We start from the raw sequence: 19,945 nt of genomic DNA on the forward strand, positions 1-19,945 counted from the left end.
CGCTTGTGTCGCGGCGGCGGGTTCTCACCTTCTCTTTTGTTAGCACATGGCAGTATTTACCGCGGTCTCGCTGGATGACCTTCACCAGTGGATCAAGCAGTACCCGCTCGGCCAGGCCGTCGGGCTCGAAGGCATTTCATCCGGCATCGACAACAGTAATTTTTTCTTGAATACAGCTCATGGTCCACAGTCTGGCCAGTATGTGCTGACCATCTTCGAGAACCTGCGCTTCGACCAGCTCCCCTTCTACGTCAAGCTGATGGCCCACCTGGCCGATCGCGGCATTCCGGTGCCGGCGCCGGTGCCGAACACGGACGGCGAACTGGTGGTTGCGCTGCACGGCAAGCCGGCGATCATCGTCAGCCGCCTGCAAGGCAGCTCCCAGCTCGCCCCGCAGCCGGTGCACTGCGCCGAAGTAGGCCGCATGCTGGCGCGCATGCACCTGGCGGCCCAGGATTTCGCCCTGCATCAGCCCAATCTGCGTGGACTGGACTGGTGGGTGGAGACCGCGCCGGCCGTCCTGCCTTATCTGAGTGAAGCCGAAGCCGCGCTGCTGCGCAGCGAAGTGGCCTTCCAAAGTGAATTCGCCGCCGGCGCCACCTACGCGAATCTGACGCGCGGCCCCGTCCACGCCGACCTGTTCCGCAACAACGTGATGTTCGAGGGCGAGCGCCTGAGCGGCTGCTTCGACTTTTATTTTGCCGGCGTCGACACCTGGCTGTACGACGTCGCCGTGACCGTCAACGACTGGTGCGTCGACCTGGCGACGGGCGTTCTCGACGCAGCCCGGGTCCGGGCGCTGCTGGACGCCTACCATGCGGTGCGGCCATTCACCGACGACGAACGCGCCGCCTGGCAGCCGATGCTGCGCGCCGGCGCGCTTCGCTTCTGGCTGTCGCGCCTGTATGATCTGCATCTTCCCCGTGCGGCCGAGCTGTTGACGCCGCACGATCCGACCCATTTCGAACGCATCCTGCGCGAGCGCATCGCTTGCCCGGCGCCGAATTTGCCCTAAATGAACAATTTGCCTGCTATCACCGGCTGGATCTGGCTCAAACGCGGCGCCAGCCTGTTCCGTCAACAACCCGCGGCCCTGACCACGCTGTTGTTCGCCAACATCCTCATCAGCATCCTGATCAGCGCCGTGCCGCTGCTGGGACCAATGGTGGCGGTGGTCTTGATTCCCTCGTTCTCGATGGCCTTCATGATGGCTTGCTCGCTGATCGAGAGCGGCCAGCGCGTCTCGCCCGCGGTGCTCTTGACAGGATTCCGCAAGCCGGTATTCCGCGAATTGTGCAAGGTCGGCGTGGTCTACCTGGGCGTGTCGCTGGTGCTGGCGCTGATCACCCGTTTCGCCGTCGATGCGACGTTCTGGGAGCAGGTCCGCGCCCAGGGCACGACCGGCACCCCGGCCGTGCTGGCCGGATCGGACGTGCTGGCGATGTTCCTGATCTTCGCGGTCGACGTCGCGGCGCTGATTTCGCTGTGCTTCGCCGCCCCGCTCACCTACTGGCAAAAAATGCCGCCGTTCAAGGCCGTGTTCTACAGCTTCTTTGCCGTCAAGCGCAGCGCCGGCGTGTTCCTGGTGCTGCTGCTGGCCTGGTTCGCGATCTTCTTCGCGGTGTGCATGGTGATCGCCATGCTGCTGGGCGGGAACAATCTCGCGCGGGTGGTGATCATGTGGGTGATCTTCCTGTTCATCCTGCTGCTGCAGTGCGCGATGTATGCGGGGTATCGGGAGATCTTCGGCAAGCCGGATACGGCGCCGGCCGACAAGGTCAGCCTCGAGAAATGATGGGTTAAATGATGGGTTGATATGGGGTTGGCGGCTGCGCCGTCAACCCCATATATCGTTTCAGCGGCCGATCTTCTCCAGCTTCGCGATCGACAGGTCCAGCACCTTCATCCCGGCCGAACCGAAATTGATCTGGGCCCGCGCCGCGCCGGCGCCGCCTTCGATATTGACGATCACGCCCTCGCCGAACTTGGCGTGCGACACCGATTCACCCACGCGCCAGCCGGTGCCATTGCCCGACTTTTGCGTGATCTGCTGCGCGATCTTGTTGTCGCTGCCGCCTTCGCGGAACTTGGCGTCGTCCCAGGCCGTCGTCTGCTTGCGGCCAGCGAACCAGGCGGTCTGCACGCGCGGCGACAGCCACTTGAGCGCTTCTTCGGGCAACTCGTCGAAGAAGCGCGACTTCATGTTGAAGCGGGTCTGGCCGTGCAGCATGCGCTGCTGGGTAAAGCTCATGTACAGGCGCCGGCGCGCGCGCGTGATCGCCACGTACATCAGGCGCCGTTCTTCGTCCACACCCTCGGCTTCGCGCGCGCTGCTCTCGTGCGGGAACAGGCCTTCTTCGAGGCCGGTGATGAACACCGCATCGAATTCCAGGCCCTTGGCCGAGTGCACCGTCATCAGCTGCAATGCCTCTTGCCCGGCCTGGGCCTGGGCGTCGCCCGCCTCGAGCGAAGCATGCGACAGGAAGGCGGACAAGGGCGACATCACGGTCGGCAGCGGCGCGCCGCCGTCGATGACCTCGATGCCGTCCTGGTAGACCACCGCCTCGCCGGCCTGGGCCTGGGATGGCGGGCCGAGGTGGGCCGGCGCGCCGATGCCGAAGCCTTCTTCCTGCACGAACTGGGTCGCGGCGTTGACCATCTGCTCCAGGTTCTCGATGCGGTCGGCGCCTTCTTTCTCGTTGGCGTAATGCGTGAGCAGGGTGCTGCGCTCGAGCACCACGCGCACCAGCTCGGGCAGCGGCAATTGCTGGGTCTCGAAACGCGCGCCTTCGATCAATTTGACGAAGGCGCCCAGCGACGTGCCGGCCTTGCCGGACATATAGGGCACGGCCGCGTACAGCGAGATGCCGTAGCTGTCGGCCGCCATCTGCAGCTGCTCGATCGAGCGCGCGCCGATGCCGCGGGTGGGGAAGTTCACCACGCGCAGGAAAGCCGAATCGTTGTGCGGATTGTCCATCAGCTGCAGGTAGGCGATGGCGTGCTTGACCTCGGCGCGCTGGAAGTAGCGCAGGCCGCCGTACACGGTGTAGGGCAGGCCGGCGGCGAACAGCGCGTGCTCGATCACCCGGCTCTGGGCATTGCTGCGATACAGGATCGCGATCTCGTTGCGCGGCATGCCCTCGTTCATGAGGCTTTTCGCTTCTTCGATGATCCACTGCGCTTCTTCGAGGTCGGACGACGCCTCGTACACGCGCACCGGCTCGCCCTGGCCCGCATCCGTGCGCAGGTTCTTGCCCAGACGCTTGGTGTTATTGGCGATCAGGTAGTTGGCGCTGTCGAGGATGTGGCCGTGCGAGCGGTAGTTCTGCTCCAGCTTGATCAGGTTCTTGACCTGGTAGTCGCGCTCGAAGGCCGACATATTGCCGACGTTGGCGCCGCGGAAGGCATAGATGCTCTGGTCGTCGTCGCCGACGGCGAAGATGGCGCCGCCGCCGGTCTCGCCCTGCCCCGCCAGCAATTTCAGCAGGTTGTATTGCAGGTCATTGGTATCCTGGAACTCGTCGACCAGGATGTGGCGGAAACGCATCTGGTAGTGATGGCGCAGCGGGCCATTGCGCGCCAGCAGTTCATAAGAACGCAGCAGCAGCTCGGCGAAATCGACCACGCCTTCGCGCTGGCATTGCTGATCGTACAACTCATACAACTCGACCATGCGGCGCTCGATCGGGTCATACGCCTCGACCTGCGAGGCGCGCAGGCCCTGGTCCTTGGCGTTGTTGATGAAGTACATCAGGTTCTTGGCCGGATACTTCTCGTCGTCGACGTTGTGCGCCTTGAGCATGCGCTTGATCAGCGACAGCTGGTCTTGCGAGTCGAGGATCTGGAAAGTCTGCGGCAGCGCGGCGTCGCGGTAGTGCGTGCGCAGCAGCCGGTTGCACAGGCCGTGGAAGGTGCCGATCCACATGCCGCGCGTATTAATCGGCAGCATGGCCGACAAACGCGTGAGCATCTCCTTCGCCGCCTTGTTCGTGAACGTCACCGCCATGATGCCGGCCGGCGACACCTGGTTGGTCTGGATCAGCCAGGCAATGCGCGTGGTCAGCACGCGCGTCTTGCCGGAACCGGCGCCGGCAAGGATCAGCGCGCTCTGCGAAGGCAGTGTAACCGCGGCAAGTTGTTCGGGATTGAGGTTGTGAAGAAGGGTCTGCATCCGGCCATTATACCGCCGCGATTTACTGTATGCCCATCCAGTTCGCGCCGCCGCAACGTTTGCCGGCTGCGCTCAGGGCGCGCTCAAGGTGAAAACCGCTCGACCCGCACGACCGCGTCGCCATCGCCCTCGAAAGCTGCGGCCTTCGTCTCGATGCGCGCCAGCTGGTCCATGGCCGACGAGCAGGCGAAACCATATTTGGCGCGCACCCGCTCACTGGCGGCGCCCAGCCCGCGGCGGCTACGCGCCACGAACTCGGCCAGCGCATACGGCGTGCCGGCGTCCAGGTGTTCCTTGATGGCCGTCGACGGCGAATAGCAGTCGTCGGTGCTGGCATCCGGCCAGCGGACCAGAAAACGTACTTCAGGCATGGTTTGCTCCCCTATCGCGTTCTTCACCGCAGCCGATGAAGGCTTCCCGTTCGAAATCCCACAGCGTGACCCGTTCGGCGCCGCGCCGCAGCGTGACGGCGCTGCCAGGTTCCGTGCGGCCGATCGCGGCGCAGGCGATGCCGCGCGCCGCGAAGCGCGCCAGCACGGCGTCCAGGTGCGCGTCGGCGACGCTGAGCAGGAAGCCATAGCTGGGGAAGACGCCCAGCCAGCGCGCCAGGTCGACGCCGTCCGGGCGCGGCACCAGGTCGACGTCGATGACGGCGCCGATGCCGGAGCATTCGAGCAGCATCAGCGCCGTCCCGACCACGCCCGCCATGCTGATGTCCTTGGCCGCCGCCGCCAGGCCGTCCTCGGCCAGCGCCGGCAGGAGCTCGAGGTCGGCGCGCAAGCGCTCCGGCGGCGCGCCGAGGCTCGCGTTCCAGTAGGCATACGGCTCCTGGAAGCGGCCGCGCAGGTCGATCGCGGCGACCAGGTGCTGGCCTGGTCGCGCATCGAAGCTGGTCAGCAGGCGGCGCGCGCGGCCGATGATGGCGACCGACAGCTGTTCGCGGTCGGTGCGCCGGTTGCTGTGACCGCCGACGATGGGAACGCCATACGCGAGGGAGGCCGCCGCCAGCCCCTCCAGCACCGGGGTGGCCGCCTCGCCGCCGCGGCTCCACAGCGCATCCACGACGGCGGTGGGCCGTCCGCCCATGGCATAGATGTCGCTCACGTTGACCATCACGCCGCAATAGCCGGCGAACCAGGGTTCGCGCTCGACGAATTCGTTCAGGAAGCCTTCGATCGCGAACAGCAGGTAGCCGTCGCCGTCGGGGATCGCCGCGCAATCGTCGCCGATGGCGACGCCGCTGGGCGCGGCCCCGCGCAGGGCCGGCAGCACGCCCTCGATGTCGCGCTTGTGCGCGAAGCCGGGACTCGCGCGCAGGGATGCGGCCAACGCTTCCAGTGTGGAGTCGCTCATGCCGCCGGCCGCTTTTCGTAGGTGGACAGTGTCGAGCAGGCGCCGCAGCGTCCGCAACCCGCCTTGATGTCGGCCGCGCGCAGATTGCCGCGCTCGAGGATCCCGGCCAGCGGCGCCAGGACGGCGCGCATGAAGGCGGCGTCGGGCGCCGGATGGTCTTCGAGCGGGGTGCCGGTGACGGGCACGAACGGCACCACGAAGGGATACACGCCCATGTCCACCAGGCGCTCGCTCATGGCGAGGATCGCCTCCGGCGTGTCGCCCAGCCCGGCCAGGATGTAGGTGCTCACCTGGCCCGCGCCGAACACCGCGACCGCCGCCTCGAAGGCGCTGAAATAGCGCTCGAGCGGCACGCTCGCCTTGCCCGGCATGATGCGCGCGCGCACCGTCGGCGTCACGGCTTCCAGGTGCATGCCCAGTGAATCGACGCCGGCATCGCGCATGCGCCGGAACCACGCGTCGTCGTCGGGCGGCTCGCACTGGCCCTGGATCGGCAGGTCGACCGCCGCCTTGACCGCGAACGCGCTCTCGCACAGGATCTGCGCGCCACGATCGGTGGCGTTGGGGGTGCCGGTGGTCATGACCATGTGCTTCACGCCGTCGAGCAGCACCGCGGCGCGCGCCACCTCGGCCAGCTGTTCCGGCGTCTTGCGCAGGATCGTGCGGCCGGCCGCCAGCGACTGGCCGATCGCGCAGAACTGGCAAGCCTTGCGCCGGCTTTCGTATCGGATGCAGCTTTGCAGGACCGTGGTCGCCAGCACGTCGGCGCCGTGCAGGGTGGCGATCTTGGAGTACGGCACGCCGTCGTAGGTCTGCAGCTTGTAGAAGCGCGGCTGGCGCGGGAAGGACACCACAGCCAGCTCGATCCCGTCGCGCACGATGCGCGTCGAGCCGTCGGCGCGCGGCGCGGCGACATAGGGCGAGCTCCAGGCGCCCGCCGTGTGCACCGGGATCATCACCGTGTGGCCGTCGATCGTGACCGCCTTGTGGTCGGTCGGGCCGGCGCCGCCGCGCCGGCTCGGCGCGCCGATGCTGGTGTCGCCCAGCCGCAGTCCGACCGACTGCAGCTCCGCAATCAACTGCTGGTTCATGGGGTTCATGGCTGCTCCAGTGGTTGGGAAGAAGGTTCCGCGCCGCGCGTCGCCATCGCCTGGACCTGCGATTGCATGGGAGACGTCTGGCGCGGATCGATCATGAGGCTCAGGAGTTCGGGCCGCGCGTAGTGGCCCACCGAATCCATCATGCGCTTGCGTTTCGTGATCAGGGCCAGGTCCAGGTCGGCCACGACCATGCCTTCGCCGCTGCGCAGCGGCTCGGCCAGCAGCTTGCCTTCGGGCGAGACGATGGCGGTGAAGCAGCCGCCGCGCAGCGCCTTGCGGCGCTCCGGGTCCGGCGTGATCGCCTCGACCTGGGCGTCGGTGAGCCAGCCGGTGGCGTTCACGACGAAGCAGCCAGATTCCAGGGCATGGTGGCGGATGGTCACTTCCATCTGGTCGGCGAAGATTTGCCCCACCATCGAGCCAGGGAACTGGGCGGCATGGATTTCCTCGTGCTGCGCCATCAGCGCGTAGCGCGCCAGCGGGTTGTAGTGTTCCCAGCAGGCCAGCGCGCCGAGGCGGCCGACCGCGCTGTCCACCACCTTCAGGCCGCTGGCGTCGCCCTGGCCCCACACCATGCGCTCGTGGTAGGTCGGCGTGATCTTGCGCCGCTTGAGGATCAACTCGCCGTCGGCGTCGAACACCAGCTGGGTGTTGTACAGCGAGCCGTGGTCGCGCTCGTTCACGCCGAGCACCACGACGATGCCGTGGCGCCGCGCCGCGGCGCCGACGGCGTGGGTCACCGGACCCGGCACCGCCACCGCGCGCTCGTACAGCAGCAAGTGCTCGGGACCTTGCTCGAAGGGCGGCCGGATGAAGGAGAAATAGGGATAGTAGGGCACGAAGGTCTCCGGGAACACCGCCAGTTGCGCGCCCCGCGACGCGGCCTCGGCGATGGCGTCGCAGACCTTGGCGACGGTGCCGTCGGCGCTGTCCAGGCATGGTGCGATCTGCACCGCCGCCGCCCTGACCACCCTGTTCGCTTGGTTCATGGTGCCGCCCTCCTGTCGCTGACTACAGGGTCCAGGTATCGATGACGACCGCGTTGTCGCGCAGGTGCAGCAGCTTCAGGTCGAGCACGTCGAGCGGGCTGATGGGGCGGATGCCTTCGATCAGCGCCGGCTCACCATGGCCGTACAGCGCCTGCAGCGCGAAGCGGCAGGCATAGACCTTGCCGCCCTCTTCCATGAATTTGGTGAGCTGCTTGCTGTAGTTCTGGTGGCCGGGGAAGGCTTCGTCGCCGATGGTCGGGAAGCCGCGCTGGATGCCCAGGGTGACGCCCGGCCCGTACATCAGGATCGAGGTTTCGTACCCCTTGCGCTGCAGGCGGGTGGCCTGCAGCATGTTGACGAAACCGATCGAGCCTTCATAGGCCACCGTGTGGAAGGTTACCAGCGCTTTCTCGCCCGGCTTCGCCTTGACGTCCTCGAACACCTTCTCCTCGTAGTCCACGAAGAAGTCGCCTTTCTGGTGCTTGGCTTGGGTAACTGCTGGCATGGTAGTGCTCCTGTCTAGTGGTTGAATTGGTGCGGAAAAACGCGGTCCGCACAGGAGGATTGATTGCATGCTCCGTGCCAGTCAATGTCGCAACGAGCAGGCATTGAATGGAGCGTTTTCCATTCAAGCCGGCGTCCAAGAGGCATGCGGGCGCGGTGCGCGATGGCGATCCGGTCAAACCGTCCAGTCAATGGCGGCGGCAGGATCGAAGCGAAGCGTGCCGGGGCTGCGTCGCGGCGGTGCGGCAGATGCCACATCACGGCGCGCGCTGTGCACCGCGGCATGTCAGGCATACCGCAGCGCCGGTGCGCCGGCCAGGTCCGTGATGTGCTCCGCGAGGTACTCGGCATCGCGCGCCACGCCCGAGAAGCGCCCGGAGCCCCAGGTGTGCAGCCAGGGCAGGCCCAGGAAATACAGGCCCGGCTGGCCGCTGACGCCGCGCACGTGGACCGGATGGCCGCGCCCATTGAAGACCGGCGCATTGACCCATTTGAAATCCGGCGCGAAGCCGATGCACCAGATCACGGCCACGATGCCCTCGGCGCGCAGGTCGAGCGTGTCGGCCAGCGCGCCGTCCGGCTCCCATGGCGCCACGTAGGCGGCGCCGGGCGGGGCATCGATGCCCTGGGACGCGATCCAGTGGTCGATCGAGGCATTGATGCGGTTGTAGACCGCGTCGGCCTGGTCCAGGTTGGCCTTCAGGTTGGGGGCGAAGTCGAGCCGCGTTCCCTTCAGACCGGTCAGGGTGCCGTGCAGCCGCATCCCCTGCAGCGCGAAGGCGCGCAGGTCGATGTCGCGGCCGCCGTCGCGGCCCGTGACGTAATGGTTGGTGTTGTCACGCACGCCTTCGCGCAAGGGGTGTTCGCTGACCGACTTGTCGTAATAACCCATGTCGGCCAGCCAGTCGACCACGTCGCGGCCGCGATAGAAGCGCGCGCAGCGCGGCGCGTCGCCGGTGGCCAGGTGGACGCGGCGGCCGGCCAGGTGCAGGTCTTCCGCGATCTGCGCGCCGGACTGGCCGGAGCCGACCACCAGCACCGCGCCTTCGGGCAGGCCGTCCGGATTGCGGTAGTCGGCCGAGTGCAGCTGCACGATGTCGGCCGGCAGGCGCTCGGCCAGGCGCGGCACGATCGGCTCCTGGTAGCAGCCCGAGGCCACCACGACCTGCCCCGCGGTGGTGTCGCCGATGCTGGTGCGCAGCGCGAAGCCGCCGCTCGCCAAAGGCGCCACCTCGCGCACCTCGACGCCCTCGCGCACCGGCGCATTCACCTTGGCGATGAAGCCGTCCAGGTAGTCGACGATCTGTTCGCGCCGCATGAAGCCGTGCGGATCGTCGCCGGCATACGGATGGCCGGGCAGCCGGCATTGCCAGTTCGGGGTCACCAGCGAGAACGCGTCCCAGCGCTGGGTGCGCCAGGCGTGCGCCTGCACGTGTTTTTCGAACACGATGTGCCCGATGCCGGCCTGCTGCAGGTAGTAGCTCATGGACAGGCCGGCCTGGCCACCGCCGACGATGGCGACGTCGTAGTGCGCATCGAGCGCAGGCAGGATGGTGGGGGTGGTCATGCGGATTCTCCGGTGGGAAGGTTGGAAGACGGCGCCGGCCTGGCCGCCAGGCCGGCATAGCCGGCTTGCGGGGTGTGGCAGGGCGGATAGCTGGCCAGGTCGGCCTGCATCAGGTGATGCGGCCGTCCCAGCAGGGTTTCCTCGTGCAGCACATGCCAGTCGAGGCGCTGGAACAGGGGCACGTTCTGGCTTTGCACATGGGCGCGGAACACGCGGCAGCCCAGCGCGCCGGCGCTGGCGACCGCCAGGCGGATGAGGGTGATGCCGAGCCGGGCGTGCTTGCGCCATGCGGGATCGACGGCCAGCCGCGAACCGAACCACAGGCCGTCGCCTTCGTCATGGATGCGCACGGTGCCGATCACCTGGTCGGGCAGGCCGGCCAGGCACGACAGCGCGACCAGCAGCTGCGCGCGTTCGTCGACCGCGTCGCGGTCGTCGTGCGCGAAGATGCCCTGCTCTTCGCAGAACACGGCGCGGCGCAGACGGTAGGCCTGCTCCGCCTCCCATGGCAGGGTGACCCATTTGACGCGAAACTCGCTGGGCAGATAGGCGAGGGGCAGCTCGTTCATCATGATCGTTCTCCTGGCGGGCGATGCCTGGATTGAATGCATGGGGCGTGCCAATCAATGGCGCCGGAGGCTCGACTTGACTGCAGGCGCCTGCGGTCATTCCGGGCCACGGCGCGCCCGCCCCTTCTGGCACGCGCCTTGCATCGGGCCAGACGAGGGAGGCGGCTTTTTGCGTCGTCCGCCGGCTCCATACATTCGCTCCATACAATCGGCGCCAGGGGCCGCCACACGAAGTCGCGGATATCGCATCATCCGGGTGCGCGTTGAGCCTTTTCGGTGCCTGCGCGCGCCCGCAACAACGTCATGGAGGCCGGCAGCAATGAGCAAGAAATTCGATGGCTGGATGCCCAGGCTGAAGAAAGCGAACACGCCCGGCGCCCTGCCCTTCTACCAGCAGATCGCGAATGCGATCGCCGACGACATCACGACCGGCCGCCTGATGCCGGAGCAGCGCTTGCCGGCCCAGCGCCGGCTGGCCGCCGGCCTCGGGATCGACTTCACCACGGTGGCGCGCGCCTATGTCGAGGCGCAGCGGCGCGGGCTGGTCGATTCAACGGTGGGGCGCGGCACCTTCGTGTGCGGCAAGCGCCGTCCCGCCATCCCGCGCGCGGTCGAAGGACGGCCGAACATCGACCTGTCGATGAACATGCCGCCCGAGCCGGCGTCGCCCGAACTGGCGCAGCTGATGCAGGCCGGCTATGCGGAAGTCGGCGCCCACCTGCGCGACCTGCTGCGCTACCAGGACTTCTGCGGCTCGCGCGCCGATCGCGAGGCCGGTGCGCTGTGGCTGCGCCGGCGCGGCCTGGTGGTTCCCCAGGAACGGGTGCTGGTCACGCCGGGCGCCCAGTGCGCGCTGCTGGCGGTGCTGGGCGCGATCGCGCCCGCGGGCTCGGTCGTGTGCTGCGAAGAGCTGACCTATCCGGGGTTGCGCGCGCTGGCCGGCCAGCTGGGCCTGAAACTGGTGGGGTTGCCGATGGACGGCGAAGGCATCGATGCGGTCGCCTTCGCCGCCGCCTGCGCCCAGTACGCGCCGAAGGCGCTGTATTGTAACCCGACCCTGCTCAATCCGACCACGGCGGTGATGTCGGCGCAGCGGCGCCAGGCGCTGGTGGAGGTGGCGCGCTTTCATGGCGTGGCGATCATCGAGGACGACGCCTACGGCTTCCTGCCGCGTTCCGGCCCGCCGCCGCTGGCCAGCATGGGGCCGGACATCACCTTCTATATCGCCGGCCTCGCCAAATGCGTGGGCGCGGGCCTGCGCGTCGGCTTCCTGGTCGCCCCTGACGCCCATTACACGGCGCGCCTGACGGCCGCCATCCGCGCCACCACGACCATGGTCTCGCCGATCACGGCGGCGCTGGCGACGCGCTGGATCCGCGACGGCACGGCCGACCTGATGCTGGCCGCCATCCGCAAGGAATGCGCGGTGCGCCACAAGATCGCGCTGCGCGCCCTGCCCGACGCGAGCGTCGACGCCACGCCGGACAGTTTTCATCTATGGCTGCGGCTACCCGCGCCGTGGGGGCGCCGGCAATTCGCCGAGACGATGGCCGCGGCCGGCGTGGCGGTGGTCGCCAGCGATGCGTTCGCAGTCGGGGCGCCGGGCATGGCGCCGGAGGCGGTGCGGGTGTGCGTGGGCGGCATGGCCGACCGCTACCAGATCCAGCATGCGCTGGAGCTCATGGGGCAGGCGCTGCGCCATCCGCCCCCGTGCGTCGCGCATGGCGTGTGAACGCCGGCGCGCTTGCCGCCGCTAGACGCGCCTGACGAGCAGCGCGACGTCGATCTGGTCGTCGGCGCGCACGACCACCCGCTGGCCGATCACGGCGGTGCGGATCGGCGCCGCCAGGACTTCGTCGTTGCTGGTCAGCCTGGCCTGCACGCGCAGATTGCCCTGGTAGTCCATGCGGGCGATCGTGAACTCCAGGGCCCACGGCGTTTCGCCATGGACGCCACGCAAGGTGATGCGCTCGGCATTCTGCGCGACTACGACCGGCTTGCTGACCTCGCCGAACATGTCCAGCTTCAGCGCCACCTCGAATCCCGTATGGTGGTTGGTGTGCCCGATCCCGGCCGGAGGCAAGGGACGGGCTTGCGCGGCGGAGCCCGCCACTCCTGCGAGTGCTGCAACAGGCAGGGCGAGGCAAAGCTGGCGACGCTTGCGGTTGGACGATGGTGCGCTCATGGCGGTAGCTTTCCGAGAAGTTACGGTGATTCCATGCTCGCATCTTCCTGCACGGATGACAATGCGGGCCGCATGAAATCAGCTTTCCGACCGTGTCTTCTGATATTGCGGCAAGCCGTCCTGCAGCTTTAGCCAGCCCAGCCGGCTACGCACGAAGGTGTGGTCGGCCGGCGGCACCTGTTCCGGGTCGTCCAGGCTGGCGGTGGCAAGGTCGATCTCGTCGGGCCAGCGCTCGTCGTGCCAGGTGAGCGTGGTGCCGCAAGACGGGCAGAAACTACGCAGCGCATGTTCGCTGGAGCGGAAGCGCTGCGGTGCGCTGACGGTCCAGTGCAGGCTCGTTGTCTTGACGCTGAACCAGGCGAAGGCCGGGGCGCCCGAGGCCTTGCGGCAATCGGTGCAATGGCACAGCGTGCTGTTGAAAGGTTCGCCGCGCGCCTCGTAGCGCACTGCCCCGCAGAAGCATCCACCTTGCAAGCTCATCTGATTCTCCCCGACTTCATCGTCTTCGATTTCACACAGGAAACCACGTTAACGTCGCGCAACTTCTCATAAATGGGATTTCCCAGCCGCGCGCCCCCATCTTGTCTTTTCGCTTATTTTAATGACAGATTCGCGACAAGGTCGCGAACCCCGTCGCATGTGCATTCATTCGAGCCCAGGCGCGTGGGCCGGCCATCGTGCCGGCGCGGCGCGCCCGGGCGAAACCTAAGGAGAACACTATGTTGGGTCGTGTAGTTACCGTGGCCGCCCTGGCCGTCGGCGGCGCAATGCTGTCGAAGAAACTCAAGCAAAACCGTGGCTTTGGCGCCAGCTCGTCGATCGTCGAGACGATCGAAGTCAACGTGCCTGTGCGCACTGCCTATAACCAGTTCACCCAGTTCGAAGACTTCCCGCAATTCATGAAGAGCGTGAAAGAAATTCGCCAGCTGGACGACAAGCACCTGCACTGGAAGGCCAATGTGGCCGGCGAAGACAAGGAATGGGATGCCGAGATCACCGAGCAGATCCCGGACAACCGCATCGCCTGGCGCAGCGTCACCGGCGTCAAGAACGGCGGCGTGGTCACCTTCCACAAGATCTCGGACACCGTCACGCGCATCGCGCTGCAGATGGACTACGAGCCGGAAGGCCCATTGGAAACCCTGGGCGACGCCCTGGGCGCCGTGCGCATGGAAGCGCGTTCGAACCTGGCCAACTTCAAGGAGCTGCTCGAGAAGCGCGGCACCGAGACCGGCGGCTGGCGCGGCAAGATCGACCAGCATTGATTGCTGGCTGACGCGGGATCGGCGGCGCGGCCGCCGATCCCGCACGTTCACGGCCGACGGCTATTCACCGCCTTCGTCGTCGCCGGCAACTCCACCCTCTCCACCGGCGTCGCCTGCGCCTCGATGAAACCCTCCAGCGCCCGCGACAGGTCGTCGACGACCTGGCTGCCATACGCTCCCTCGATCAATGTGTACTGCTGCTCGATCAGCGGCGCGATCTCGTCGATCAACTTGTCGCCCTTCGGCGCCAGCCGCACCCAGATGCGGCGCTGGTCGGCCGCCACGCGCTGGCGCTCGATCAGGCCCAGTTCTTCCATCCGCGACAGCACGCCGGTCATGCTCGGACTCAGGATCTGGCACAGGTCGCACATCTCGCGTGGCTCCAGCTGCCCGTGCTCGTCCAGCACGCGCAGGATGCGCCACTGCTGCTCGGTCACGCCAAAATGGTTGAGGATGGGGCGAAAATGCGACATCAGCGATTCGCGCGCTTTCAGGAAAAGTTGGGGCAGGTTGCGGTGAGTGATACGGCGGGCCAATGCGTGCTCCGTGTTAAGTGTGTCTACGTCAAGAATGATCGCACAAGCACAAGCGCTTGACTGACTAAGATATTAGTGATTTACTGCGAATATATTAGTGAGTTTTCCTTGACTCCGTCTATTTTTTTGCGAATGCGGTCGGTACCGTGATTATCCGAGAGCGCCCTTCCGGGCTCAAGCTGTTCCTCCTGTTGCGCGGCTCGGTCCTGCCCCGCATCCTGCCTGTCCTGCTGGTCAATATTGCGGTGGCGACCCTGGTCACCTGGTCTCACGGCGACCTGTGGGACCTCAAGATCACCCTCACCACGATCCCCTTCACGCTGATCGGGCTGCCGATCGCGATCTTCCTCGGCTTTCGCAACAACTCGGCCTATGACCGCTTCTGGGAAGGCCGCAAGCTGTGGGGCGAGCTGGTGCTGCGCTGCCGGAACCTGGCGCGCCAGACCATGAGCCTGATCGACGACCCACGGCCGGCCCTCGCAAGCAATGGCTTGCAGGATACACGGGTTCGCATCATCTACCGCGCGATCGCCTTTGTCCACGCGCTGCGCGACCACCTGCGCGACCAGTCCGGCTCGCCCTACCTGGCCACCTTTTTGCTGCCGGACGAGTACGAAGACATGGCGCGCGCCCGCAACAAGCCCGACAGCCTGATGCGCCACATGGGCGACGACCTGCAACGCTGCATCAAGGAGGGGCGCATCGAGGCCTGCCTGGCGGCCAACATCGACAACACCCTGTCGGCGCTGACCGCCGCCGCCGCATCGTGCGAGCGCATCAAGAACACGCCCATCCCCTTTTCGTACACGCTGCTGCTGCACCGCACCGCCTATATCTATTGCTTCCTGCTGCCCTTCGGCCTGGTCGATTCGATCGGCTTCATGACGCCGTTCGTGGTCGCCATCGTGGCCTACACCTTCTTCGGCCTGGATGCGCTGGGCGACGAGCTGGAAGAGCCGTTCGGCATCGAACACAACGACCTGCCGCTGGACGCCATGTGCCGCGCCATCGAGATCGACCTGCGCAACGCGCTGCGCGACGAACACGTGCCGCCGCCTCTGCAGCCGGTCGACTACTGCCTGACCTGATCCCCCTTCAAGAAAAACAAGACCACACCAAGCCTGAACCTGAGGAGAAACCATGCATCACGATCACCACCTTGCCCACGACCGCGTCCGCCTGCCGCAACTGCGCGAGCGCATCACCAGCGCCGCCCATGCCGCAGAATGGATCCAGGACGGCATGACTGTCGGCACCAGCGGCTTCACCCGCGCCGGCGACGCCAAGGCGGTGCCGCTGGCGCTGGCCGAACGCGCACGCAGCGCGCCGCTGGCGATCACCCTGATCACCGGCGCCTCGCTCGGCGGCGAGACCGACGCGGCGCTGACCCAGGCCGGTGCGCTGGCGCGCCGCATGCCGTTCCAGACCGACCCTACCCTGCGCGCCGCGATCAACCGCGGCGAGGTGATGTTCACCGACCAGCACCTGTCCGAGACCGTCGAGCTGCTGCGCACGCGCCAGCTCGCGCCGGTGGACGTCGCCATCATCGAGGCGATCGCGATCACCGAGAGCGGCGCCATCATCCCGACCACCTCGGTCGGCAACAGCGCCAGCTTCGCGATCCTGGCCGACAAGGTGATCGTCGAGATCAACCTCTCGCAGTCGCCGGCGCTCGAAGGCCTGCACGACGTCTTCATCCCCAAGCACCGCCCGCAGCGCGAGCCGATGCCGCTGATGAACGTCAGCGACCGCATCGGCGCCACGGCGATCGCCATCCCGCCCGAGAAGATCGTGGCCATCGTCATGACCGAGAAGCACGACAGCGCTTCCACCATCCAGCCGCCGGACGACGACACCGCCGCCATCGCCGGCCACCTGACCGATTTCTTCAACGCCGAGATCGCCGCCGGCCGCCTGACCGAGCGCTTGATGCCGATCCAGGCCGGCATTGGCACCATCGCCAACGCCGTGCTGGCCGGCCTGATCGACGGTCCGTTCAAGGGCCTGACCATGTACTCCGAGGTGCTGCAGGATTCGACCTTCGACCTGTTCGACGCCGGCAAGCTCGATTTCGCCTCGGGTTCGTCGATCACGCTGTCCGAGGAAAAGGGACGGCAGGTGTTCGCCGAGCTGGAAAAGTACAAGGACCGCCTGGTGCTGCGTCCGCAGGAAGTGAGCAACCATCCGGAAGTCATCCGCCGCCTGGGACTCATCGCCATCAACACGGCGCTCGAGTTCGACATCTACGGCAATATCAACTCGACCCACGTGGGCGGCACCCACATGATGAACGGCATCGGCGGCTCGGGCGACTTCGCGCGCAACGCCTATCTGTCGGTGTTCGCGACCAAGTCGGTGGCCAAGGGCGGCAAGATCTCGAGCATCGTGCCGATGGTCTCGCACGTCGACCACACCGAGCACGACGTCGATATCGTGGTGACCGAAGTCGGCCTGGCCGACCTGCGCGGCCTGGCCCCGCGCGAACGCGCCCAGCGCATCATCGACCACTGCGTGGCCGAGCCGTACAAGCAGATGCTGCGCGACTACGTCGAAGAAGCGAATGCGCGCGGCGGCCACACGCCGCACGTGCTGGAGAAGGCGTATTCGTGGCACGTGCGGTACCGCGAAACCGGTTCGATGCTGCCGCTTGCGGATTAACTTGCCGTCGGCACGGGCTTGGCGAGTCCTTTCGCGCGCGCGTCCCTGATCAGGGCGCGCACCGTCTTGTCGGCGGCCTTGCTCTCGCGTTCCATCTCCTTGCCCAGCTCGCCCATGCGCTTGCCCAGCCTTTCCATCGGCTGGTTGGCGATTTCCATCTGGCGGCTGATGTCTTCCATCGAGGCGCGCTGCTGGCGCGCCTGCGGACCGTTGTAGGCTTCGCCGATGCGCTCGCCGGCGTCGGACATGCGCTTGCCGGTTTCGGCCATCTTCTGCTGGATGATCCGGCGCTCCGCATCGTCGCGCGCCGCCGCCATTTGCCGGCTCAGCAGGTCCATGTGCTTGCTCAGCGCCTGCATGCCGTCGTCGACTTCGCGCATGTCGCGCTCGCTCGGCATATAGGCCGGCTTGGCGGCTGCGCGCTCCATGTCGCGGCCCAGCGCTTCCATCTTCTTGCCGTGCTTTTCCATTTCCTTGCCGTGGACCTTCATCATCTCGCCCAGCCGGTCGAGCGGCGCCCAGGCGGCGCGCGCCCGCTTGACCGTGTCCGGATCCTGGATCACGTAGCCACGCCCATCCGCGCGGAACCAGATGAATTCGCCCTGGATGGCGCGCTGGGCCGCGCGCACCTCGTCCCAGTCGTCGCTGCCGCCGCTGATGTCGAAACTGCCCGACGTCTCGCGTACCAGGGCGTAGGGCTCGTCCGCCGCCGCCACGCGCACCACGCGCGGCTTGCCGTCGGCCGCCGCCTGGGTCGGCATGGCGAACGCCGCCAGGGTAGCGAGGCCGAGGAGCGGAAGCGCCAGCTTCCAGTGGGGCGATGCGGTGCGTGACATGGGTCGGTCTCCAGTGATGGGCCGGGCGCGGCCGGCGATGAAAACACTGTAGACAAGACGGCATGCGCCGCACAGCGCGCTGCGACAGACGGTCGAAATCGCGGAACAGGCGGTGGTACAGGCGCCGAAGCCGCCAAAACGACGACGCGGCCCGAAGGCCGCGCTGGAACGGTGCATATGCGGCAGGCCGGGCGGCCCGCCGGATAGTTAGTACACCACGACCGAACGGATCGACTCGCCCGACTTCATCAGGTCGAAGCCTTCGTTGATGCGGTCGAGCGGCAGGTGGTGGGTGATCAGGTCGTCGATATTGATCTTGTTTTCCATATACCAGTCGACGATCTTCGGCACGTCGGTACGGCCGCGTGCGCCGCCGAAGGCCGAACCTTTCCATTCGCGGCCGGTCACCAGCTGGAACGGACGGGTGGAAATCTCCTGGCCGGCCGCCGCCACGCCGATGATGATCGACTGGCCCCAACCCTTGTGGCAGCACTCGAGCGCCTGGCGCATGGTGTTGACGTTGCCCACGCACTCGAAGCTGTAGTCGGCGCCGCCGTCGGTCAGCTGGATGATGCTGTCGACGACGTTCTCGACCTTGGTCGGGTTGATGAAATGGGTCATGCCGAACTTGCGCGCCATGGCTTCGCGTTCCGGGTTCAGGTCGACGCCGATGATCTTGTCGGCGCCCACCATCCTGGCCGCCTGGATCACGTTCAGGCCGATGCCGCCCAGGCCGAACACGACCACGTTGGCGCCCGCTTCGACCTTGGCGGTGAAGATCACGGCGCCGATGCCGGTGGTGACGCCGCAACCGATGTAGCAGATCTTGTCGAATGGCGCGTCATTACGCACCTTGGCCAGGGCGATCTCGGGAACCACGATGTAGTTCGAGAAGGTCGAGGTGCCCATGTAGTGGTAGATCGGCTGGCCATCCAGCGAAAAACGGGAGGTCGCATCGGGCATCAGGCCGCGGCCCTGCGTCGAACGGATTGCCTGGCACAGGTTGGTCTTCTGCGACAGGCAGAATTTGCACTGGCGGCATTCTGGCGTATACAGCGGAATCACGTGATCGTCGCGGCGCAGGCTCGTCACGCCGGGACCGACGTCGACCACCACGCCGGCGCCTTCATGGCCCAGGATGGCCGGGAAGATGCCTTCGGGATCGGCGCCCGACAGCGTGTAGTAGTCGGTGTGGCAGATGCCGGTGGCCTTGACCTCGACCAGCACCTCGCCGGCCTTCGGACCTTCGAGTTCGACCTCTTCGATCGTGAGCGGGTGGCCCGCCTTCCATGCAATTGCTGCCTTCGTTTTCATGTCGTATTCCCGTTGCTTGAAGAAAAACCGCGCGTCCATGAGCGCGCCGCAAAGGTGACATGATAACAAGCTTGTGAAATCACGTCCGGCCGCGACCCCGCAATCGTTCGCCGATGGCGCCATGCAACCCGTTGAGGGTTTCCTCGGCGGCCAGGATCTGCTCGGCCACCTCGCCCATCTTGCGCCGCTGCGAGCGCGCCTCGTCGCGCAGCACGTCGAAAGCCAGGTGGCGGTCGATGTGAAAGCGCGCCATCAGCACGCCGACCGCGATGCTGGTCTCGCGTCCCGCCGCCAGCGCCGAGGTCAGGCTTTCCTCGCTGCGGCGCAGGCGCCGGATGTCGTCGCCGCGCGCCAGCGCCGCAGCGAACGCCGGCAGCAACTGCGCGCCGTCGACCGGCTTGACCAGGTAACCGACCGCGCCGGCATCGGCGGCGGCGCGCGCCGTCGCCGCATCGTCGCTGGCCGACAGGAACATGAAGGGGATGGTCGTTTCTTCGCGCAGCAGGCGCGCCAGCGCCAGGCCCGACATGCCGGGCATCTCGATGTCGAGCAGGACCAGGGCGATCCCGTCTCCCCGCTCCTCGATCGTGCGCAGGGCCTCGGCCGCCGTGCCGGCGTCGAGGGTATCGTGGCCCGCATGCTGCAGCACCTCGGCCAGGTATTCGCGCAGCAGCGCATCGTCGTCGACGATCAGTACCAGGCGGCGCGCTGGTGGTTGTGGGTTCATGCTTCCTCCTGTCTATACATGGGACGTCAGCGCCGCTGACGTGCTGGAGCACGAAAAAAATATAGCACGCAAGATTGTGAACGCGCCAGTTGGAAACGACACAATGTCAGATTCACGGAATGGCTGGCGCCGATGCATTTCTTGGGATACCATCGTTCCCTGCACCTTTGC

General features: G+C 66.7%; 20 protein-coding genes. 6 read left to right on the top strand and 14 right to left on the bottom strand.

The window, feature by feature from the left end; translation table 11 throughout:
* Positions 1–46 precede the first annotated feature (46 nt).
* Positions 47–1,015 (top strand): homoserine kinase, encoded by a 969-nt coding sequence (locus tag LO55_RS02970; RefSeq protein ID WP_071360389.1) that lies wholly within the window; start codon positions 47–49, stop codon positions 1,013–1,015.
* The gene (locus tag LO55_RS02975) at positions 1,016–1,795 is read left to right on the top strand and encodes a BPSS1780 family membrane protein (RefSeq protein ID WP_071360390.1); all 780 of its coding nucleotides are present in this window, start codon (positions 1,016–1,018) and stop codon (positions 1,793–1,795) included. It begins immediately after the preceding gene.
* 60 nt (positions 1,796–1,855) lie between these two features.
* Here LO55_RS02975 and LO55_RS02980 read toward each other — a convergent pair whose 3' ends face one another.
* From LO55_RS02980 to LO55_RS03015, 8 genes are all read right to left on the bottom strand, one after another.
* The gene (locus LO55_RS02980) at positions 1,856–4,171 is read right to left on the bottom strand and encodes a UvrD-helicase domain-containing protein (protein ID WP_071360391.1); all 2,316 of its coding nucleotides are present in this window, start codon (positions 4,169–4,171) and stop codon (positions 1,856–1,858) included.
* An 83-nt stretch (positions 4,172–4,254) separates the two neighbouring features.
* A complete protein-coding gene (locus LO55_RS02985; protein ID WP_071360392.1) occupies positions 4,255–4,542 on the bottom strand; it encodes an MSMEG_0570 family nitrogen starvation response protein in 288 nt (95 codons plus the stop codon).
* Positions 4,535–5,524 (bottom strand): sll0787 family AIR synthase-like protein, encoded by a 990-nt coding sequence (locus tag LO55_RS02990; RefSeq protein WP_071360393.1) that lies wholly within the window; start codon positions 5,522–5,524, stop codon positions 4,535–4,537. The genes LO55_RS02985 and LO55_RS02990 overlap by 8 nt, the downstream gene beginning before the upstream one ends.
* Positions 5,521–6,624: an MSMEG_0568 family radical SAM protein gene (locus tag LO55_RS02995; RefSeq protein ID WP_177185497.1), complete on the bottom strand. Its 1,104-nt coding sequence runs from the start codon at positions 6,622–6,624 to the stop codon at positions 5,521–5,523. Before LO55_RS02995 ends, LO55_RS02990 begins: the two co-directional genes overlap by 4 nt.
* Positions 6,621–7,613 carry a Nit6803 family nitrilase gene (locus LO55_RS03000; protein ID WP_071360394.1) on the bottom strand — a complete coding sequence of 331 codons (993 nt, stop codon included), beginning with the start codon at positions 7,611–7,613 and terminating at the stop codon, positions 6,621–6,623. Before LO55_RS03000 ends, LO55_RS02995 begins: the two co-directional genes overlap by 4 nt.
* Positions 7,614–7,635: 22 nt before the next feature.
* Positions 7,636–8,118 carry an MSMEG_0572/Sll0783 family nitrogen starvation response protein gene (locus LO55_RS03005; RefSeq protein ID WP_005667995.1) on the bottom strand — a complete coding sequence of 161 codons (483 nt, stop codon included), beginning with the start codon at positions 8,116–8,118 and terminating at the stop codon, positions 7,636–7,638.
* 285 nt (positions 8,119–8,403) lie between these two features.
* On the bottom strand, positions 8,404–9,684 hold the full coding sequence (locus LO55_RS03010; protein ID WP_071360395.1) for an MSMEG_0569 family flavin-dependent oxidoreductase: 1,281 nt from the start codon (positions 9,682–9,684) through the stop codon (positions 8,404–8,406).
* The gene (locus tag LO55_RS03015) at positions 9,681–10,256 is read right to left on the bottom strand and encodes an MSMEG_0567/Sll0786 family nitrogen starvation N-acetyltransferase (protein ID WP_071360396.1); all 576 of its coding nucleotides are present in this window, start codon (positions 10,254–10,256) and stop codon (positions 9,681–9,683) included. Before LO55_RS03015 ends, LO55_RS03010 begins: the two co-directional genes overlap by 4 nt.
* A 316-nt stretch (positions 10,257–10,572) precedes the next feature.
* Here LO55_RS03015 and LO55_RS03020 point away from each other — a divergent pair, with 316 nt between their 5' ends.
* Complete coding sequence (locus LO55_RS03020) at positions 10,573–11,985, top strand: aminotransferase-like domain-containing protein (protein ID WP_005667989.1); 1,413 nt, start codon at positions 10,573–10,575, stop codon at positions 11,983–11,985.
* Between the two features lie 21 nt (positions 11,986–12,006).
* Here LO55_RS03020 and LO55_RS03025 read toward each other — a convergent pair whose 3' ends face one another.
* Entirely contained in the window at positions 12,007–12,438 is a 432-nt protein-coding gene (locus tag LO55_RS03025; protein ID WP_143054441.1) for a hypothetical protein, read from the bottom strand.
* 78 nt (positions 12,439–12,516) lie between these two features.
* Positions 12,517–12,918 carry a GFA family protein gene (locus LO55_RS03030; protein ID WP_071360398.1) on the bottom strand — a complete coding sequence of 134 codons (402 nt, stop codon included), beginning with the start codon at positions 12,916–12,918 and terminating at the stop codon, positions 12,517–12,519.
* Between the two features lie 239 nt (positions 12,919–13,157).
* On the opposite strand from LO55_RS03030, the gene LO55_RS03035 reads away from it, so the two are divergent.
* A complete protein-coding gene (locus LO55_RS03035) occupies positions 13,158–13,703 on the top strand; it encodes an SRPBCC family protein (protein ID WP_005667984.1) in 546 nt (181 codons plus the stop codon).
* A gap of 47 nt (positions 13,704–13,750) precedes the next feature.
* Here LO55_RS03035 and hpaR read toward each other — a convergent pair whose 3' ends face one another.
* On the bottom strand, positions 13,751–14,239 hold the full coding sequence (gene hpaR / locus LO55_RS03040; protein WP_005667982.1) for a homoprotocatechuate degradation operon regulator HpaR: 489 nt from the start codon (positions 14,237–14,239) through the stop codon (positions 13,751–13,753).
* A 146-nt stretch (positions 14,240–14,385) separates the two neighbouring features.
* Between hpaR and LO55_RS03045 the strand changes: the two genes are divergently transcribed.
* Positions 14,386–15,327, top strand: coding sequence for a bestrophin family protein (locus LO55_RS03045; RefSeq protein ID WP_071360399.1), 942 nt, complete (start codon positions 14,386–14,388; stop codon positions 15,325–15,327).
* A 52-nt stretch (positions 15,328–15,379) separates the two neighbouring features.
* On the top strand, positions 15,380–16,897 hold the full coding sequence (gene scpC, locus LO55_RS03050; protein WP_071360400.1) for a succinyl-CoA:acetate CoA-transferase ScpC: 1,518 nt from the start codon (positions 15,380–15,382) through the stop codon (positions 16,895–16,897).
* Here scpC and LO55_RS03055 read toward each other — a convergent pair.
* The 3 genes from LO55_RS03055 to LO55_RS03065 all read right to left on the bottom strand — a co-directional run bounded on the left by LO55_RS03055 (position 16,894) and on the right by LO55_RS03065 (position 19,774).
* Entirely contained in the window at positions 16,894–17,733 is an 840-nt protein-coding gene (locus LO55_RS03055; RefSeq protein WP_071360401.1) for a hypothetical protein, read from the bottom strand. The two genes, scpC and LO55_RS03055, sit on opposite strands and share 4 nt — an antisense overlap.
* 207 nt (positions 17,734–17,940) lie before the next feature.
* On the bottom strand, positions 17,941–19,047 hold the full coding sequence (locus LO55_RS03060) for an S-(hydroxymethyl)glutathione dehydrogenase/class III alcohol dehydrogenase (RefSeq protein WP_040777195.1): 1,107 nt from the start codon (positions 19,045–19,047) through the stop codon (positions 17,941–17,943).
* 79 nt (positions 19,048–19,126) lie between these two features.
* On the bottom strand, positions 19,127–19,774 hold the full coding sequence (locus LO55_RS03065; protein WP_071360402.1) for an ANTAR domain-containing response regulator: 648 nt from the start codon (positions 19,772–19,774) through the stop codon (positions 19,127–19,129).
* Positions 19,775–19,945: the final 171 nt, after the last annotated feature.

The sequence above is a fragment of the Massilia timonae genome (assembly GCF_001866515.1).
Lineage (GTDB): Bacteria > Pseudomonadota > Gammaproteobacteria > Burkholderiales > Burkholderiaceae_D > Telluria > Telluria timonae.

Bases quoted from the DNA above. Each gene is read 5' to 3' on its own strand.
- LO55_RS02970 (WP_071360389.1), top strand. From the start codon at position 47: ATGGCAGTATTTACCGCGGTCTCGCTGGATGACCTTCACCAGTGGATC.
- LO55_RS02975 (WP_071360390.1), top strand. From the start codon at position 1,016: ATGAACAATTTGCCTGCTATCACCGGCTGGATCTGGCTCAAACGCGGC.
- LO55_RS02980 (WP_071360391.1), bottom strand. From the start codon at position 4,171: ATGCAGACCCTTCTTCACAACCTCAATCCCGAACAACTTGCCGCGGTT.
- LO55_RS02985 (WP_071360392.1), bottom strand. From the start codon at position 4,542: ATGCCTGAAGTACGTTTTCTGGTCCGCTGGCCGGATGCCAGCACCGAC.
- LO55_RS02990 (WP_071360393.1), bottom strand. From the start codon at position 5,524: ATGAGCGACTCCACACTGGAAGCGTTGGCCGCATCCCTGCGCGCGAGT.
- LO55_RS02995 (WP_177185497.1), bottom strand. From the start codon at position 6,624: ATGAACCCCATGAACCAGCAGTTGATTGCGGAGCTGCAGTCGGTCGGA.
- LO55_RS03000 (WP_071360394.1), bottom strand. From the start codon at position 7,613: ATGAACCAAGCGAACAGGGTGGTCAGGGCGGCGGCGGTGCAGATCGCA.
- LO55_RS03005 (WP_005667995.1), bottom strand. From the start codon at position 8,118: ATGCCAGCAGTTACCCAAGCCAAGCACCAGAAAGGCGACTTCTTCGTG.
- LO55_RS03010 (WP_071360395.1), bottom strand. From the start codon at position 9,684: ATGACCACCCCCACCATCCTGCCTGCGCTCGATGCGCACTACGACGTC.
- LO55_RS03015 (WP_071360396.1), bottom strand. From the start codon at position 10,256: ATGATGAACGAGCTGCCCCTCGCCTATCTGCCCAGCGAGTTTCGCGTC.
- LO55_RS03020 (WP_005667989.1), top strand. From the start codon at position 10,573: ATGAGCAAGAAATTCGATGGCTGGATGCCCAGGCTGAAGAAAGCGAAC.
- LO55_RS03025 (WP_143054441.1), bottom strand. From the start codon at position 12,438: ATGAGCGCACCATCGTCCAACCGCAAGCGTCGCCAGCTTTGCCTCGCC.
- LO55_RS03030 (WP_071360398.1), bottom strand. From the start codon at position 12,918: ATGAGCTTGCAAGGTGGATGCTTCTGCGGGGCAGTGCGCTACGAGGCG.
- LO55_RS03035 (WP_005667984.1), top strand. From the start codon at position 13,158: ATGTTGGGTCGTGTAGTTACCGTGGCCGCCCTGGCCGTCGGCGGCGCA.
- scpC (WP_071360400.1), top strand. From the start codon at position 15,380: ATGCATCACGATCACCACCTTGCCCACGACCGCGTCCGCCTGCCGCAA.
- LO55_RS03055 (WP_071360401.1), bottom strand. From the start codon at position 17,733: ATGTCACGCACCGCATCGCCCCACTGGAAGCTGGCGCTTCCGCTCCTC.
- LO55_RS03060 (WP_040777195.1), bottom strand. From the start codon at position 19,047: ATGAAAACGAAGGCAGCAATTGCATGGAAGGCGGGCCACCCGCTCACG.
- LO55_RS03065 (WP_071360402.1), bottom strand. From the start codon at position 19,774: ATGAACCCACAACCACCAGCGCGCCGCCTGGTACTGATCGTCGACGAC.